The sequence below is a fragment of the Methylocystis sp. genome, from assembly GCF_046349115.1.
GTDB lineage: Bacteria > Pseudomonadota > Alphaproteobacteria > Rhizobiales > Beijerinckiaceae > Methylocystis.
In genome coordinates, this window is record NZ_JAXMCX010000001.1 from 692,259 (window position 1) to 708,252 (window position 15,994).

The following is a 15,994-nucleotide window of genomic DNA, read 5'->3' on the forward strand; positions in this document are numbered from 1 at the left end:
GCACGGCGGGACCGTCATTGCAAGTTCAGCCCACGCGCGGATGGGTTGCGGCGCGACAATCGATCGCGCGGCCGAAGTCGTTTGGCCTTGCGCATAAAATCTGTATTCTCCCGCCTGCGGCGATCGGAGTTTTTTCAGTGGCGGGCGTGGGTCATGCGCAAAGCCTTGGGGCAAGGCGCATCTTGCTGATCGTCGGCGGCGGAATCGCCGCGTACAAAGCGCTCGATCTCGTGCGTCGCCTGCGCGAGCGCGGCGCTTTTGTTCGGGTCGTCATGACGGCGGCGGCCAAGGAGTTCGTGACGCCGCTGGCCTTTGTCAGCCTAGCCAGTGAAAGAGTTTACGACGACCTGTTCTCCGCAACCGACGAGCAGGAGATGGGCCATATTCAGCTGTCGCGAGACGCGGATCTCATCGTCGTCGCTCCCGCGACGGCGCATCTTCTCGCGCGCGCGGCGCGGGGGCTTTGCGACGATCTCGCGACCACCCTGCTGCTGGCGACCGATAAGCGCGTGCTCTACGCGCCGGCCATGAACGTCCGCATGTGGCTGCACCCCGCGACGCAGCGCAATGTCGGGACCCTGCATGGCGACGGCGCCTGGTTCGTCGGTCCGACTGTCGGCGATATGGCCTGCGGCGAATATGGTCCGGGGCGCATGTGCGAGCCGCTAGAGATCGTCGAAGCGATCGAGACCGCGCTGAAGCATGACACCCGATTGCCTGCGCCCGAAGGGCTTTTGACGCGCGACGGCGCGCTTGAAGGGCTGCGCATCGTGGTGACGTCCGGCCCCACTCATGAAGCGATTGATCCGGTCCGCTACATCGCCAACCGTTCCTCCGGACGGCAGGGCCACGCCATCGCCGCGGCGGCGGCGCGCGCCGGGGCGCGGGTGACGCTGATTTCGGGGCCCGTCGCGCTCGCCGATCCGCCCGGCTGCGAGGTCGTACATATAGAGAGCGCGCGAGACATGATGACGGCCGTGGAGGCGGCGCTGCCGGCGGACATTTTCGTCGCCGCGGCGGCGGTGGCGGATTGGCGCGCAGCGCCGGAGTTTGAAAAGATCAAGAAGAGCGAGCGTGGCGCGCCCTCTCTGTCGCTGATTGAAAATCCCGACATTCTCGCGAGCGTCGCACGCGGTTCGCGGCGTCCGCGTCTCGTCGTCGGCTTTGCCGCCGAAACCAGCGATCTCATTCGGCGCGCGCAGGAGAAGCTCGCCAGGAAAGGATGCGATCTCATCGTCGCCAACGACGTAAGCGAGGGGTCGGGCGTTTTCGGCGGCGCGAGCAATGAGGCGCATCTCATCTCTCGCGCCGGCGTCGAGGACTGGCCGCGGCTGCGCAAGGAAGATGTCGCGGAACGGCTCGTCGCGCGGCTTGCGCAGATGATTGGCGAGACAACGCCATGAAAATAGCGATCCGCCGACTGCCCAACGCCGACGGCCTGCCAACGCCGGCCTATGCGAGCGACGGCGCGGCGGGCATCGATCTCTATGCCGCGCTCGCGCCGGGCCAAAAGCTGGTGCTGGAGCCTGGCGCGCGCGATCTCATCCCAACGGGTCTCTCGATCGCTTTGCCACGGGGTTATGAGGGACAGGTTCGGCCGCGCTCGGGCCTCGCAGCGGCGCAAGGCGTCACCGTGCTCAACGCCCCAGGGACGATCGACAGCGATTATCGGGGCGAGATCAAAGCGATCCTGATCAATCTCGGTTCGCAGGCATTCGAGATCGTCCGCGGCATGCGCATCGCGCAGCTCGTCATCGCGCCGGCGCCGCAGGCGACGCTGGTCGAGGTCGACGATCTCGACGCGACGGAGCGCGGCGACGGCGGCTTCGGCTCGACCGGATTTGGCGGAGAAGGCGCGCGATGAAGCTGCTCTCGCGCTCCGCCCGTTTCGCGCTGATGGCGACGCTCGACGTCGCGCTTTACGCGCGCGGCCGGCCGGTGTCGTCGAAACAGCTCGCCGCGCGTCACGGTCTGCCGCCGCGGCGGTTGGAGACGATCCTTCAGGCTCTGGTGCGGGCCGGGATTCTCAAAAGCGTCAGGGGACCTGCCGGCGGTTACGGGCTGGCGCGTGAGCGACGGCGTCTCTCGGTCGGCGAGATCGTGCGCGTCGCTCTGGTGGTAGAGGAGGAGGCGCCCGATATCGCGCCGCCGCTGCTTGCGGCGGTGTTGGAGCCGGTCATCGCCGAAGCTGAAGAGAGCGCGCTTCGCCGACTGGACGACGTGACGCTCGACGATCTCCATGCTCGCGCGCTCGCGCACGGATTTGGAGAAAGGCCGGACGCGAGCGGCGATTTTGAGATATGAAGCGCGCGATCCGGCGAGGCGCCGGATGGGCAGGAGGCGCGTATGACCTATCAGACGATCGAAGCCGAGACGCAGGGCCGAGTCGGATTGATCCGACTCAATCGTCCCGAAGCGCTCAATGCGCTCAATGCGCGCCTCATCGCCGAGCTTGATGAGGCTCTTTCGGCGTTCGAGTCGAATGACGGCGTCGGCTGCGTCGTTCTGACCGGCTCGGAAAAGGCCTTCGCCGCCGGCGCCGACATCAAGGAAATGCGCGACAAAGAGTTCGTGGACGCCTTTCTCGATGATTTTATTGGCCGATGGGACGTGGTGGCGCGGGCGCGCAAGCCGATCATCGCGGCGGTCGCCGGATTCGCGCTCGGGGGCGGCTGCGAAATCGCAATGATGTGCGACTTCATTCTCGCCGCCGACACGGCGGTCTTCGGCCAGCCGGAAATCAAGCTTGGCGTCATTCCCGGCGCTGGCGGCACCCAGCGGTTGACCCGCGCCGTGGGCAAGGCCAAGGCGATGGAGCTTATTCTCACCGGGCGGATGATGAGCGCGGAGGAAGCGGAGCGCGCCGGCCTGGTCGCGCGGATCGTGCCGGCCGCTGATCTTCTAGCGGAGGCGCTGAAGACCGCCGCGACGATCGCGTCGATGTCGCTTCCCGCTGTGCTTATCGCCAAGGACGCGGTCAATCGCGCCTTCGAGTCGACGCTCGCCGAGGGAATCCGCTACGAGCGGGGCCTCTTCTATTCCCTGTTCGCCACAAGTGATCAAAAGGAAGGCATGAGCGCCTTCGTCGAGAAGCGGAAGCCGGCTTTCGCGAACCGATAGGCGGCCATTGACGACGGACCGCGCCGCGCCTATAAACCCGCCACTTGGCCGCGACTTCGCGGCCCTTTGGTTTTTGGGCGGCTCGACGCCGTCTCTTTCAAGGACACGCAAAACATGGCCAATACGAGTTCGGCCAAAAAAGCCGTTCGCAAGATCGCGCGCCGCACCTCGGTCAATCGGGCGCGCCGCAGCCGCATGCGCACCTTTGTGCGCAAGGTCGAGGAGGCGATCGCTTCGGGCGACGCGGCGGTGGCGGCCGACGCGCTTCAGAACGCGGTGCCGATCGTGATGCGCGCCGCCCAGCGCGGCGTCATTCACAAGAACACGGCCTCGCGTAAGGTTTCTCGGCTGACCGCGCGCGTGAAGGCGCTGGCCGCGCAGGCATAAAGCGCGTCGCCGCGTGATGTGACGGAAACATTTCAAGCCCGGCGCGCGCCGGGCTTTTTTTTGCTCGACTGGCGTCCGCCAAATCGTCGCATGAAGCGCAGATGACACGTTCAAAAAATTTTTTTGCGCCCATAACCTGTGATCATTCAAAATTCTCGCGATTCAATCTCTTGCAATCAAGCTGTCACGAACGGGAAAAACTTCGCCACTTGACACTATTTATAGCGCTATTTTGTCGGGGCGCCGGCGCCCGTCGCGCGAGGTTAACACGCATTTCTCAAGCGAAATTTTAACGGCCGCGAATCATCGGCTTATAGCCAAATGCGACAAAATATTTGTGGCGCTCCGCCGGAAAACTGCAAACAATATGACAGTTGTCGTCATAAGCGTCGTTGCGCGTGATCGCGCTGACGTGTAGCCTTGGAGGGTCGAACGAAAGGCGGTCGGCGTCGGTTTTTTCAGCGGCGCGCAGCAGTGAGGGGAACGATCTGCGTTTCCTGGCGCGGATGGGCCGTAAAGCGAGACGTGTTTCCGCCTTCCAGCCGTTCGGTTGAATTCAAAGTGATCAGTTCGCAAGAGCGTAGCGTTCGGTCCGTTTCCTGCGACGCGCATCAATCCGGGATTGTGCAATCCCGGAGTAGGGAGACTTTGTCATGGCGAAGGGGCGGTTGGCCGAGACAGTCCAGGGAGTGCGCAGCGACAACGATCGTTTCATTGTGCGATCGTTCGCGGCGCATTGTTCGAGTTTTATGCTTGAGGCCGACCTTGGAAGATGCGCAAGGCTCGCGATAGGGCCGCCTTCGACATTTTTGATTTAGCGCCCTTCGCGGCGACGACTACTCGATCAAAACAGGTTCCTTCGATCAGCGCCTGCGGCGAGTTTTCGCCGGGGTTTCCTTTCTTGGCGCTCGTTTCGGAAAAAAGGTCTGATATGTCCGATCACACAGAAACATTGGCAAGCAGCGAAGTATCCGCCGAGGATCGCTCCAAATGGGACCGAGTTCGACATAGGCTGAGAACCGATCTTGGCGACGCTGTGTACAATTCCTGGTTCACCCGACTGGAACTCGAACGCATCGACGGCGGCGCGCTGCATCTGACGGTGCCCACCAAATTTCTCAAGAGCTGGATGCAGTCGCACTACGCGCCGCGGATCAGGGCGCGCGTGGCGAGCGAATTTTCAAAAGTGGAGCGTGTGGTGATCGACGTGCGCTCGCCGATGCGCAAGCTTCGGTCGCGAGAGGACGGCGCGGATCATGGTACGCCCGGCGCGCCGCACTTCGTCGAGCGCGCGACCGCGCCTCTCGCGCCGGCTCTCGAAATGACCCATGAAGCCGCTGGGCGGCGTACCGCCCGCGCGGCCGCGTCTCGTCACGAGTCCGACCCATTCGTCGGCTCGCCGCTTGATCGTCGGCTGTGCTTCTCGACCTTTCTGGTCGGTCCGTCGAACCAGCTCGCCTATGCGGCCGCCTGTCGCGTCGCCGAGGCGCGCGCCGGGGATCTTCCGCTGTTTAACCCGCTCTACGCCCATGCGGCGGTCGGGCTTGGCAAGACGCATCTCCTGCAGGCGCTTGCGCATGCGTCGAACGACAATCGCCGCCACACGATCTATCTGACGGCGGAGCGCTTCATGAGCGGCTTCGTTTCTTCGCTGACCGCTCAGACATCGCTGGCGTTCAAGGAGAAGCTGCGCGGAATCGACATGCTGATCATCGATGACGTGCAGTTCCTGCAAGGCAAATCGATCCAGCAGGAATTCTGCCATACGCTGAATGCGCTGATCGACGCCGGCCGTCAGGTCGTCGTCGCCGCCGACCGTCCGCCGTCGGAGCTCGACACCCTCGACGAGCGCGTGCTGTCGCGGTTCAAAGGCGGACTATGCGTTGACATTGGGCCGCTCGACGAAGCCCTGCGCATCAAGCTTCTCACGGCGCGCATCGCCGCCGCGCGGGAATCTCAACCCAATTTCAACGTGCCGCCCGAGGTTATCTCCTGCGTCGCGCGCATGATCGTGACCAACGGCCGCGATCTTGAGGGCGCGGTCAATCGGCTGCTGGCCCACGCCACGCTGACCGGCGCGCCGCTGACCGTCGAGACCGCGGAGGCCGCCATTCGCGATCTCGTGCGCGCGCAGGATCCAAGGCGCGTCAAGATCGACGACATCCAGAAGCTCGTGGCCAGCCATTACAATATTTCGCGCGCCGACATTCTGTCGTCCCGGCGCACCGCCAATGTGGTGCGGCCTCGGCAGATCGCCATGTATTTGTCGAAAGTGCTGACGCTGCGCTCATTGCCGGAGATCGGCCGCCGGTTCGGCGGGCGCGATCACACGACGGTGCTGCACGCGGTGCGCAAGATCGAGGAGCTTGCCGCCAAGGACAAGGGGCTCGCCGAGGTCATCGAGCTCCTGAAGCGGATATTGAGCGAGCAGTGAACCGCGGGACGCGTGGGCGCTTGCCCGCGCGTGGTCCGCCGGTCTCGGGTCCGATCGGCGCGAAAAAATCGGCTCACCGTCCGGTCTTCACCGTCGTCCACATTCTGGTGATCATTTTCTGAACCGCCTGATCGGGCGCCGTGACGGTAAACAGGCGTCGCATCGTGGGGTCGCTGGGATAGACCGAGGGATCGTTCGCCACCGCCTTGTCGATCAGCGGTCGCGACGGCGCGACGCCATTGGCGAAATTCGTGGCGACGGAATTGCGCGCCGCAATGTCGGGGCGAAGCAGATAGTCGATGAAGAGATAGGCTTCGTCGAGATGCCGCGCATCCTTCGGGATCGCCAGATTGTCGAGCGAGAGGAGCGAACCTTCGCTCGGTATCACATAGGCGATGTCGACGTCGGCGCCGGCCTCGCGGGCGCGATTGCGCGCCTGCAGACTATCGCCTGACCAGCCGATGGCGAGGCAGATGTCGCCGTTCGCCAATGCATTGATATATTCGGACGAGTGAAATTTCTTCACATAGCGGCGCAGGCTCGTCAGCAGGTCGGCGGCGCGCTTGAGGTCCTTGGGGTTTTTCGAATTGGGATCGAGCTTTAAGTAATTGAGCGCGATCGCGAACATGTCTTCCGGGCTGTCGAGCATATAGACGCCGCAGTCGGCCAGCTTTTTCAAGGCTTCCGGCCGTAGAACCTGATCCCAACTCGTGATCGGCTTGCCGAGCCGTTCCTTGATCTTGGCGACGTCATAAGCGACGCCCGTCGTGTACCACATATAGTTGATGGCGTGCTGATTGCCCGGATCGAAACGCGCCAGCCGATTGTCGATCTCCGGCCAGATGTTGCGCGCATTGACCAGCTTGCGCCGGTCAATCGGCTGCAGCACGCCCGCCGCGATTTCCCGCTGCAGGAATGTCGCCGAGGGCACGACGACGTCATAGCCGGTGTCGCCGGCGAGAAGCCGCGCCTCGAGCATCTCATTCGAGTCATAGGTGTCGTAAACGACCTTGACGCCCGTCTCCCGGGTAAAGTCTTCGAGCACGCTTGGATCGACGTAATCGCTCCAGTTGAAAACATTGACGACGCGCTCGCCGCCCAGCGCGGGCGTGGCCGCGGCGAGAAGCGCGAGGAAGCATGCGAGGAGAAGCCGTTTCATGCGACAAGCCGTGTGGTGGATCAATCGAGCGAACCTAACATGGTTGCGCGGGCTTTGGCGACGCGCCAAGCTGGGCGGGAGACGGGCTCGCAAGGAATTGCATGACGGCTTTTTCCGCAGACCGCGCGACGGCGCTCGAAGGGCGACCCGACGCCACCAAACGCGTGGCGCGCGGCGCGCGGCGCTATCTGCAGGCCTGCGGCTTCTCGGTTGTCTGCGAAGCGCCTTTGCCGAATGGGCGGCGCGCCGATCTCATCGCTCTCGCGTCTGACGGCGCCCTGCGCATCGTCGAGGTTAAGTCGAGCTACGCCGATTTTCGCGCCGATCTTAAATGGCCGCAGTATCGCGGCTTTTGCGACCGCTTCTATTTCGCGATTCCCGCATCGCTGGATCCCGAATTATTTCCCCAGGACGCCGGCCTGATTATCGCCGACGCGCATGGGGCGTTGCTCGCCCGTGAAGCCCCGGCGGCGGCGCTCGCGCCCGCACGGCGCCGCGCGATGCTGTTGCGCTTCGCGACGCTGGCGGCGAACCGCTATTGCGCGCTGGCCTTCGGCGACCGTCTGGCGGATTGAAGCCAGGGTTACCGGGGCGCGCGTTTGGCGAGAATGCGCTGCAGGGTGCGGCGATGCATGTTGAGCCGTCGCGCCGTTTCCGAAACATTGCGGTCGCAGGATTCGAAGACGCGCTGAATATGCTCCCAGCGGACCCGGTCGGCCGACATGGGATTTTCCTGCGCGTCCGGCTTGTCGAGCTGAGTCGCCATCAGCGCGTGATAGATTTCGTCGGCGTCGGCGGGTTTTGCCAGATAATCGAAGGCGCCGAGCTTAACCGCGGTGACGGCGGTGGCGATGTTGCCATAGCCGGTGAGAATGATGCCGCGCGCGTCAGGTCGCGAGGCCTTCAGCTTCGATATGACGTCGAGACCGTTGCCGTCGTTGAGCCGCATGTCGATGATGGCGAAAGCCGGCGGGTTCGACTCGAGCGCGGCGAGGCCCTCTGCAACCGTTTCGCATGGCGTCACGATGAAGCCCCGCGCCTCCATCGCGCGCGTGAGCCTTCCGAGAAACGGCTTGTCGTCATCCAGAATGAGCAATGAACGCTCATGCGGCAGAGCGGCAATCTGCTCGGCCTCCGAAACGCCTTCTCGATCCGACTTCAATTCTTCGGCCGACATCGCGCGTATCCACCCGTGATTTTTGTCAAACCTAGCTTATCGGCGGCTTGGCGTCGATCTATTTGTCCTGCTCTACAAGCTTGGCCCTGGCGGCGGCCGGCTCGAGCGCGGTCCGCGGCCAAGTGATCTTGATGATGGCTCCGGTTCTCGGCGGCGAAACATTTGTCGTTTCGACGACGGCGCCCGAACGTTCCAGGAGCGTCTTGGCGATGAAAAGACCGAGCCCCAGTCCCGAGTCAGGGTCGCTCTTGGTGCGCCGTTCCGTGGGTCGGCCTCTTAAGTAAGGGTCGCCGAGCCGGTCGAGAATATCGGGTGAAAAGCCGGGACCGTCGTCCTGGATCCAGATTGTGACGTAGCTTGGACTCCACCAAGCGTCGATCTTTACCCGCGAATCGGCGAAATCCATGGCGTTTTCGACAAGGTTGCCGAGCCCATAGAGGATGGCCGGATTGCGCGCGAGCACTGGCGCGTCGGGCGGACCGTGTTTGGAAACCTCGATCTCGACGCCGCTTTCGCGCTGCGGCTCGACCACTTCCTGAATCAGCGTGTCGATCGAGAGCAGATTCATGACGGCGCTCTGATCCGTCGCGCCAAGCGAGGCGAGCTTGCCGAGGATTTCCCGGCAACGCGCCGCTTCCTGGGCGAGGAGCGCAAGATCGTCGCGCAGCGCCGGCGCGTTCTCCGGCGCCGACTTCAGCAATTCCTTGATGATCAGCGTGATGGTCGCGAGCGGCGTGCCGAGTTCGTGCGCCGCCGCGGCGGCGAGGCCGTCGAGCTGCGAGAGATGCTGTTCGCGTTCGAGCACCAGTTCGGTCGCCGCGAGCGCATCCGCCAACAGCCGCGCTTCATCGGACACCCGAGCGGCGTAAATGCCGATGAAGGCCGCGCTGAGCGCCAGGGCGGCCCAGATGCCGGCGCGGTAGAGGAGCGGGAAGGTCAGCTTTTCGTTGGGATACCAAGGCAGCGGATAATATTCGACGGCGAGCACCGTCGCGACCGCGATCATGACGATCCCAAGCAGCAGCGTCAGATTGCTCGGCAGCGACACCGAGGAAATGATCACCGGCGTGAGGAACAGCATCGCGAAACTGTTGGTCAGACCGCCGGTGAGATAGAGCAGAAAACCAAGCTGGATGATGTCGTAGCCGAGAAGCACGGCGGCCTCGACGTCGCCAAGGCGGAAACTGCGCGGCGTGCCATACCGCATGCCGACGTTGAGCGTCGCCGACGCCGCGATGAAGACGAAGCAAAGGCCGACCGGAAAATCGAATCCGAGAACGAAATAGACGCCGAGACAGGCCGCCGTCTGGCCGGCGATCGCGACCCAGCGCAGCACCAGCAGCGTCTCCATTCGCAGGCGCCGGGCGTCATATTCATATTCTACGGTGGTCATTTCGGTAATTCCTGAGCGCAGTATTCCATTGGGTATCACAATCCGACGCCGCGCGACGCGCGCCAGATGCGCCATTGTCGGCGCAACGGCGAGGGTTCGCCAGCCGGGCGATCAGGATGGTACTCGCTTCGCGCCAGCCGCTCCAAATAGAGCGGCGTTACGGCCGCCGGAAGCAGGGCGGCGTGGACGGGGCCTAGATCAAGGGCCAGTCGTCGTGCTGCGTCATAGTGAGACTGCGCCAGCTTGCTCATTGCCTTTATCGCGGAGCGAAGCGCTGTGCGTTCGCTCGCCGTGTCGCCTGCTTTGGCGAATGCCTCGTCCGGCAAGAATTTCCGCTGACCGGAAGTTTCGGCGATGGCGCGCGCGATTCGCGTTAAGCCGAGCGCGACGCCCGCCTCGTCGAAAACGCGCGCCGACGGCGCTTGAAGATTTGCGCCGAGAATGCGCGCCGCCCAGCGCATCGGGGCCGAGGCGGTGACGCGGCAATAGTCTTCAAGCGCCGACCAGCTCGGCATCCGATCGTCATAGAGATCGAAAACATGCGCTTCCGCCAGCGCGATGAATTCGTCGCGGGGCAGGGCGAAAAGCTCGATCGTGTCGATGAGCGCGTCGGCGATCGGATTGGCGCGCGCGCCTCCGCCCGGCGTGGCGGCGCCCTCTAGCGCGTCGATCCACCATTGCAGCCGCATCTCGCCCAGCAATGGTTGCGTGACCTTGCCGCTGACGTCGGCGGCTTCCTGGGCGAAAGCGTAGAGGGCGTGAATATGTTTGCGCGCGTCCGGCGGCGCGAAGAGACAGGCGAGCCACAGGTCGCGGTCGCGCGACCTCAGCAGCTCTTCGCACTGCGCATAATTCTCCTCTGAGGCGGCGATCATGTCACACGGCGATCAGCAGCGCGCCGACCCGGCGATCCTCGTCGACGAGCATATTGTATGTGCGCACGGCGGCGCCCGTCGCCATGGTTTCGCAACCCACTCCCGCCGCGCGCAGCTTGGCGCGCAAGGCGGTCGCCAGCGGCAGCAGATCCTGCCCAGTACCGACGACAAAAACGTCAAGCCCGCCGCTTTCGGATAGCGCCCGATCGATCGTCGATTCGTCGATTTCCGCGGCGGCGCCTAGCGGCACGGCGCTCACGCCGGAGGGCAGGGCGAGAATGGAGCCTTTGTGGGACATATCGGCGAAGCGAAAGCCGCCGCCGCCATAATCGTCGATCTTGTGTCGGCCGGGGACATAGCCCCCGTCGCGAGCGGTCAAGCCGGCCTCGTCTTCGCCCGCTTGCCGGCCGCTTTCCGAGCCGGCGCGGGAGTCTTTTCCGGCGCCGCCGGCGGCGTCGTCGGCGCGGTGCCGGACGCCTCGGTCGCCTCGTCTTGCACGGGCGCAGTTTCTGCCTTGCGCTCGGTTTCGTGCTTCTGCCTGGACGCCTTGTCGGCGTCTTCATTGCGCAGGCCGAGATAGATCAGCATGGGCGAGCAGATGAAGATCGACGAATAGGTCGCGACGAAAATGCCCCAGATCATCGCAATCGAAAAGGAGCGGATCACCTGGCCGCCGAAGGCGACGAGCGCGAACAGAGCGAGCATCACCGTGGTCGCGGTCATGATCGTGCGCGGCAGCACGGCGTTGATCGACATGTCGACCATCTGAGCCGTCGCCATTTTCTTGTATTTGCGCATGTTTTCGCGAATGCGGTCGAGCACCACCACGGTCTCGTTCAAGGAATAGCCGACGATGGTCAAAATCGCGGCGATCGAGGTGGTGTTGAATTCGAGCTGGGTGATCGAGAAGAAGCCGACGGTGAGCAGCAAATCGTGCATCGTCGCGATCACCGCGCCGATCGCGAACTGCCATTCGAAGCGGAACCACAGATAGCTCAGTACCGCGATGATCGAGAGCACGACGCCCAGCGTTCCCGACTGCACCAGTTCATTCGAAACGCGCGGGCCGACGACTTCGACGCGCCGCAGATCGTAATAGGAGTCCACGGCGCCGCGCACCCGCTCGACCGCCGCCTGCTGGGCGACGTCGCCGCCGGGCTGCAATCCGAATCGCAAGGTGGCGTCAGCCGGATTGCCGAAGGCCTGCACTTCGATGTCGCCGAGATGGAGGCCCTCGCCGATCGTCCGCAGCGTGCCGACTTCCGCGGCGCCCGACTTCGCCCGCAGTTCGATTACCGTGCCGCCGGCGAAGTCGATGCCGAAATTCATGCCCTTGAAGACGAAGAGGGCGACCGCGATCAGCGACAGCAGAGCCGAGAAGGGATAGCTCACGCGGCGGAACCGCATGAACGGGAATTTGGTGTTCTCCGGGGCGAGGCGCAGAAGTTTCATTAAGGTCGCCCCTTCAGATCGGCAGTTTCGTCGGCCGCGCGTAATGATACCAGACGGCGATCATCATGCGCGTCATGGTCACAGCGGTGACGATGGTCGTCAAAATGCCGAGCGCGAGCGACACGGCGAAACCGCGCACCGGCCCCGAGCCAAGAAAATAAAGGATGGCCGCGGCGACGAACATGGTGACGTTCGAATCGACGATCGTCGCGAAGGCGCGGGTGAAGCCGGCGTCGAGCGAGGCAAGGATCGACCGTCCAGCGTGATTTTCCTCGCGGATGCGCTCGTAGATCAGCACGTTAGAGTCGACCGCCATGCCGATCGTCAGCACGATGCCGGCGATGCCGGGCAGCGTCAGCGTCGCGCCAAGCAGCACGAGGCCGGCGAAAATGAAGGCGATATGCACGAACAGCGCGAGATTGGCGAAGACGCCGAAGACGCCATAGGTGACGAGCATATAGATGACGACGAGTCCCGCGCCGACATAGGCGGCGCGTTTGCCGGCGTCGATCGAATCCTGGCCGAGGCCGGGGCCGACGGTGCGCTCCTCGACGATGTTGAGCTTCGCCGGCAGCGCGCCGGCGCGCAACAGGATCGCGAGATTATTCGCCTGTTCGACCGTGAAGCGCCCGGAAATCTGGCCCGAGCCGCCGGTGATCGGGGTCAGGATTCGCGGCGCGGAAATCACCTTATTGTCGAGCACGATCGCAAACAGCCGTCCGACGTTTTTCGAGGTGACTTCGCCGAAGGACTGGGCGCCGCGAATATTGAAGCGGAAATTGACGACAGGCTCGCCGCTTCTTTGCTGGTCGAAGCCGGGCTGCGCGTCGGTGAGGTCTTCGCCCTTGACCATTACCTGCTTTTCAACCGCGATCTTGCCTTCCTGCTCGACCTGATCGAGTTCCTCGGTTTCCGACGGGTTCTGGCCGGGTTCGGCGACGAGGCGGAATTCGAGCTTGGCGGTCTTGCCAAGAATTTCCTTGAGCGTTTCCGGGTCCTGGAGGCCCGGCACCTGCACCAGCACGCGGTCGTCGCCCTGCCGTTGGATGCTGGGTTCGCGCGTGCCGAGCGCGTCGACGCGCCGGCGAATGACCTCGATCGATTGCTCGACCGCCTTGCGCGACTTGTCGATGATGCCCGCGTCGGTAAGGGTCACGCGGATGAGTCCGTCGGGCGACGTTTCGACGTCGAGGGGCGACGGCCCGCCCAAGAGGGCGTTGCTGAAGCCGTTGCGCAACTGGCGCAGCTTGGGGAGAATCTTCTCGCGGTCGGCTTCGTCCGCCACGCGCACCTGCACGCCGCGCGCGGTCGCGCCGATGCCGCCGGTGATCGCGACCTTTTCCTCGCGCAGAATGCGGCGCACGTCGTCGCGCAGATTCTTGATCTGCGTGGCGATCAAATCCGCCTGATCGACTTCGAGCATCACATGCGAGCCGCCCTGCAAATCGAGGCCGAGCACGATGGTCGGCGGCACCAGCCACGAAGGCAGCCGCGATTTCAGCTCTTCATAATGCGACGCCGACAACATGCTCGGCGCGACGACTAGCACCGCGGCGAGAGTCATCGCGACAATGGCGAAGAATTTCCAGGTCGAGAATCGCAGCATCGTCCTGCTATTGGCTAGGGGATCGAAAGGACGGCGGCGTCAGCTCTGCGAGCTGGTTTTGGCGTCGCCGGCCTTGCCGTCGCCCGCCTTTGGCTCGCTGGTCTTGGGCTCGCCCGCCTTGGCCTCGCTCGACTTGGCCGACCTTCCGGCGCCTTTGGCGGGTCCGGACGGTTTGGCCGGCGGCGGCTCCTCCTTCACCGGCTCGCCCTTGGCGCGCACCTCGGCGATGGCGGTCCGCAGCATGCGCACCCGCACATTGGGCGCGAGCTCGACTTCGACTTCAGCGTCGTCGATCGCTTTCGTCACCTTGGCGACGAAGCCGCTGGTGGTGACGAGCGTGTCGCCGCGCCGCACATTGCGCAATTGCGCGATCGCGTCCTTTTCGCGCCGCGAGCGCGGGCGAATGACGAGTATATACACGATGCCCATCACCACGAAGATGGGAATGAGCTGCCCGAGCATTTCCGGCAGAGTCGGCGGCTGAGCCGTCTCTGGCTTGGATTCGGCCAACTGCCCGGTTTGGGTCGAGGCGGGCGGATGCGGCGGCGTCGGCGCGGCCGGGGCGCTCGGCTCGGCCGGCGGCGCGGCGGGGGCTTCGGCGGCGGGCGGTGACGGCTGGGCTTGCGCCAAAGCGTCAGGGATCAGCTTCATCGCGATATCTCTTTAAAAGGCTCGATGGCTCGAAGCCCGGCGCGCATGTTCGTTCCTAAAGCGCCGGAATGGGCGCGGACTATAGCCACTCACTTCGCGAAAGCAATGCCGACGCGCCGGCGTTCAACAACAGGCGCGCGCGCCGCCCAATGTGTGGCCGCGCACGGTCCATCGCCGCCACAGAGCGTAGTCGATCATCGGCGCCTCAGGGCGTCAGTGTCTTAGGAGAAAAGTCATGTTGAAGAAAGTTGCATGCGCCGCGCTGCTGGCGGGCGCGCTCTTCGCCTCTTCGCCTGCGACCGCGGGCGGCTGGCATGGCGGCGGCCACGGCTGGCATGGCGGTTGGCACGGCGGCCACGGTTGGCACGGCGGCTGGCATGGCCGCGGCTGGTATGGGCCTTGGGGTTGGGGCGGCGGCTGGGGCGGCGGCGGCGCCTGCTGGCGGTGGTGGTATGGCCAATGGCATTGGGTCTGCTGATCGTCCCGGTGACCCGTCGAGCTATTTCGGTCTCTCAGGCGCTCATCGCCGGGGAGACCGTTTCCGCCCTCAGCAGATGCGATACTGTCGCTCATTCATGGTTGCAGCTCCCGCGTGAGCCCGCGCAGAAACTCCAAACAGGCGGCTAGTTCGGCGATGTCGATATATTCGTCGGGCTGGTGCGCCTGGTCGATGCGGCCGGGGCCGCAGACGACCGCCGCCACTCCGGCCCGCTGAAACTGGCCCGCTTCGGTCGCATAGGGCACCGCGATCGTCGCATTGCGCCTGGCGAGCCGCAGCGCCAGGGTCTCGGCCTCCGAACCCGGCTGCGGCGCGAGGCCAGGAACCTCGTTTTCCATCGTCGTCTCAATTCCGGCGTCGGGAAAGCCGACGAAGACGGTTCGCCTCAGCCCGTCGCAATAGGCCTCCAGCCGATCCCGGACGATTTTCGACGGCGCGCCGGGCAATCCTCGAACCTCCCACAGGAATTCGCAATCCTTGGCGACGATGTTGCGCGCCGTTCCGCCATGAATGACGCCGACGTGAATGGTGGAGAAGGGCGGATCGAAGCGCCCGCCGGGGTCGCCGTCGGCGCGCAACGCCTCGCCGATTCGATCGAGTTCGCAGACCAGCTTGCAGGCGAGATGGACCGCGCTGACGCCGCGATTGAGATTGGCCGAATGGATTTCGAAACCGCGCACCCGAGTCACAAAAGTGCTCACGCTCTTATGGGCGTCGGCGACCTCCATCGACGTCGGCTCGCCGACGATGACCGCTGACGGACGCGGGAGGCCGGCGCCGAAGCGCGCGATTACGTCAAGCGGCCCGAGACAGGTGGTCTCCTCGTCATAACTCAACAGGATATGGATCGGGCGGGACAGCCGCGCCGCCTTGAACGCCGGAATCATCGCCAGACAGGCGGCGTCGAAGCCCTTCATGTCGACCGCGCCGCGCCCATAGAGGCGGGTCGCGTCCCGACGCAGCGTGAAGGGATCGGCGCTCCACGCCTGTCCGACGACCGGCACGACATCGGTGTGGCCGGACAGCAGCACGCCGCCGTCGACGTCTGGGCCGATGGTGACGAAAAGCGCCGCCTTGTCGCCGGCCGCGTTCGGCGCGCGCACGTAACGCACATCCAGGTCGCGCAGATAGGATTCGACGAAATCGATCAGCGGAAGATTGGATTTGGAGCTGACCGTGTCGAACGCGACCAAATGGGAGAGCAGGTCGATCGCATCCTCAACGCGGTCCATCTCGCCCGC

Annotated in this window: 17 protein-coding genes; 8 read left to right on the forward strand and 9 right to left on the reverse strand. The window is 64.3% G+C overall.

Annotated elements, in window-relative coordinates:
* Positions 1–137: 137 nt before the first annotated feature.
* The 6 genes from coaBC to dnaA all read left to right on the forward strand — a co-directional run bounded on the left by coaBC (position 138) and on the right by dnaA (position 5,941).
* On the forward strand, positions 138–1,403 hold the full coding sequence (gene coaBC / locus U1E20_RS03200; protein WP_409979137.1) for a bifunctional phosphopantothenoylcysteine decarboxylase/phosphopantothenate--cysteine ligase CoaBC: 1,266 nt from the start codon (positions 138–140) through the stop codon (positions 1,401–1,403).
* Complete coding sequence (gene dut / locus U1E20_RS03205) at positions 1,400–1,864, forward strand: dUTP diphosphatase (RefSeq protein WP_409979138.1); 465 nt, start codon at positions 1,400–1,402, stop codon at positions 1,862–1,864. The genes coaBC and dut overlap by 4 nt, the downstream gene beginning before the upstream one ends.
* Positions 1,861–2,304 (forward strand): RrF2 family transcriptional regulator, encoded by a 444-nt coding sequence (locus tag U1E20_RS03210; protein ID WP_409979139.1) that lies wholly within the window; start codon positions 1,861–1,863, stop codon positions 2,302–2,304. Before dut ends, U1E20_RS03210 begins: the two co-directional genes overlap by 4 nt.
* Before the next feature lie 42 nt (positions 2,305–2,346).
* A complete protein-coding gene (locus U1E20_RS03215; protein WP_409979140.1) occupies positions 2,347–3,120 on the forward strand; it encodes an enoyl-CoA hydratase in 774 nt (257 codons plus the stop codon).
* 114 nt (positions 3,121–3,234) lie between these two features.
* Positions 3,235–3,507, forward strand: a complete 273-nt coding sequence (rpsT, locus tag U1E20_RS03220) for a 30S ribosomal protein S20 (RefSeq protein ID WP_409979141.1) — start codon at positions 3,235–3,237, stop codon at positions 3,505–3,507.
* A 931-nt stretch (positions 3,508–4,438) separates the two neighbouring features.
* Complete coding sequence (dnaA, locus tag U1E20_RS03225) at positions 4,439–5,941, forward strand: chromosomal replication initiator protein DnaA (protein ID WP_409979142.1); 1,503 nt, start codon at positions 4,439–4,441, stop codon at positions 5,939–5,941.
* Positions 5,942–6,014: 73 nt separating this feature from the next.
* On the opposite strand, the gene U1E20_RS03230 is transcribed toward dnaA, so the two are convergent.
* Positions 6,015–7,100 carry a polyamine ABC transporter substrate-binding protein gene (locus U1E20_RS03230; RefSeq protein ID WP_409979143.1) on the reverse strand — a complete coding sequence of 362 codons (1,086 nt, stop codon included), beginning with the start codon at positions 7,098–7,100 and terminating at the stop codon, positions 6,015–6,017.
* 101 nt (positions 7,101–7,201) lie between these two features.
* Here U1E20_RS03230 and U1E20_RS03235 point away from each other — a divergent pair, with 101 nt between their 5' ends.
* Positions 7,202–7,675, forward strand: a complete 474-nt coding sequence (locus U1E20_RS03235; protein WP_409979144.1) for an MmcB family DNA repair protein — start codon at positions 7,202–7,204, stop codon at positions 7,673–7,675.
* 8 nt (positions 7,676–7,683) lie between these two features.
* On the opposite strand, the gene U1E20_RS03240 is transcribed toward U1E20_RS03235, so the two are convergent.
* Genes U1E20_RS03240 through yajC form a run of 7 tightly spaced genes read right to left on the reverse strand, consistent with a single transcriptional unit; the run spans position 7,684 to position 14,254 of the window.
* Positions 7,684–8,277 carry an ActR/PrrA/RegA family redox response regulator transcription factor gene (locus tag U1E20_RS03240; RefSeq protein ID WP_409979145.1) on the reverse strand — a complete coding sequence of 198 codons (594 nt, stop codon included), beginning with the start codon at positions 8,275–8,277 and terminating at the stop codon, positions 7,684–7,686.
* Between the two features lie 58 nt (positions 8,278–8,335).
* Entirely contained in the window at positions 8,336–9,670 is a 1,335-nt protein-coding gene (locus U1E20_RS03245; protein WP_409979146.1) for an ActS/PrrB/RegB family redox-sensitive histidine kinase, read from the reverse strand.
* A gap of 35 nt (positions 9,671–9,705) precedes the next feature.
* Entirely contained in the window at positions 9,706–10,545 is an 840-nt protein-coding gene (locus tag U1E20_RS03250) for a phytoene/squalene synthase family protein (protein WP_409979147.1), read from the reverse strand.
* A 1-nt stretch (position 10,546) separates the two neighbouring features.
* Positions 10,547–10,924: an Mth938-like domain-containing protein gene (locus tag U1E20_RS03255; RefSeq protein ID WP_409979148.1), complete on the reverse strand. Its 378-nt coding sequence runs from the start codon at positions 10,922–10,924 to the stop codon at positions 10,547–10,549.
* Positions 10,921–11,997: a protein translocase subunit SecF gene (gene secF, locus U1E20_RS03260; protein ID WP_409979149.1), complete on the reverse strand. Its 1,077-nt coding sequence runs from the start codon at positions 11,995–11,997 to the stop codon at positions 10,921–10,923. The genes U1E20_RS03255 and secF overlap by 4 nt, the downstream gene beginning before the upstream one ends.
* 13 nt (positions 11,998–12,010) lie before the next feature.
* The gene (gene secD, locus U1E20_RS03265) at positions 12,011–13,603 is read right to left on the reverse strand and encodes a protein translocase subunit SecD (protein ID WP_409979150.1); all 1,593 of its coding nucleotides are present in this window, start codon (positions 13,601–13,603) and stop codon (positions 12,011–12,013) included.
* 39 nt (positions 13,604–13,642) lie between these two features.
* Positions 13,643–14,254: a preprotein translocase subunit YajC gene (gene yajC, locus U1E20_RS03270; protein WP_409979151.1), complete on the reverse strand. Its 612-nt coding sequence runs from the start codon at positions 14,252–14,254 to the stop codon at positions 13,643–13,645.
* Positions 14,255–14,489: 235 nt separating this feature from the next.
* Here yajC and U1E20_RS03275 point away from each other — a divergent pair, with 235 nt between their 5' ends.
* Entirely contained in the window at positions 14,490–14,732 is a 243-nt protein-coding gene (locus U1E20_RS03275; RefSeq protein WP_409979152.1) for a hypothetical protein, read from the forward strand.
* A gap of 95 nt (positions 14,733–14,827) precedes the next feature.
* Here U1E20_RS03275 and argE read toward each other — a convergent pair whose 3' ends face one another.
* Positions 14,828–15,985, reverse strand: a complete 1,158-nt coding sequence (gene argE / locus U1E20_RS03280) for an acetylornithine deacetylase (RefSeq protein ID WP_409979153.1) — start codon at positions 15,983–15,985, stop codon at positions 14,828–14,830.
* Between the last annotated feature and the right edge of the window lie 9 nt (positions 15,986–15,994).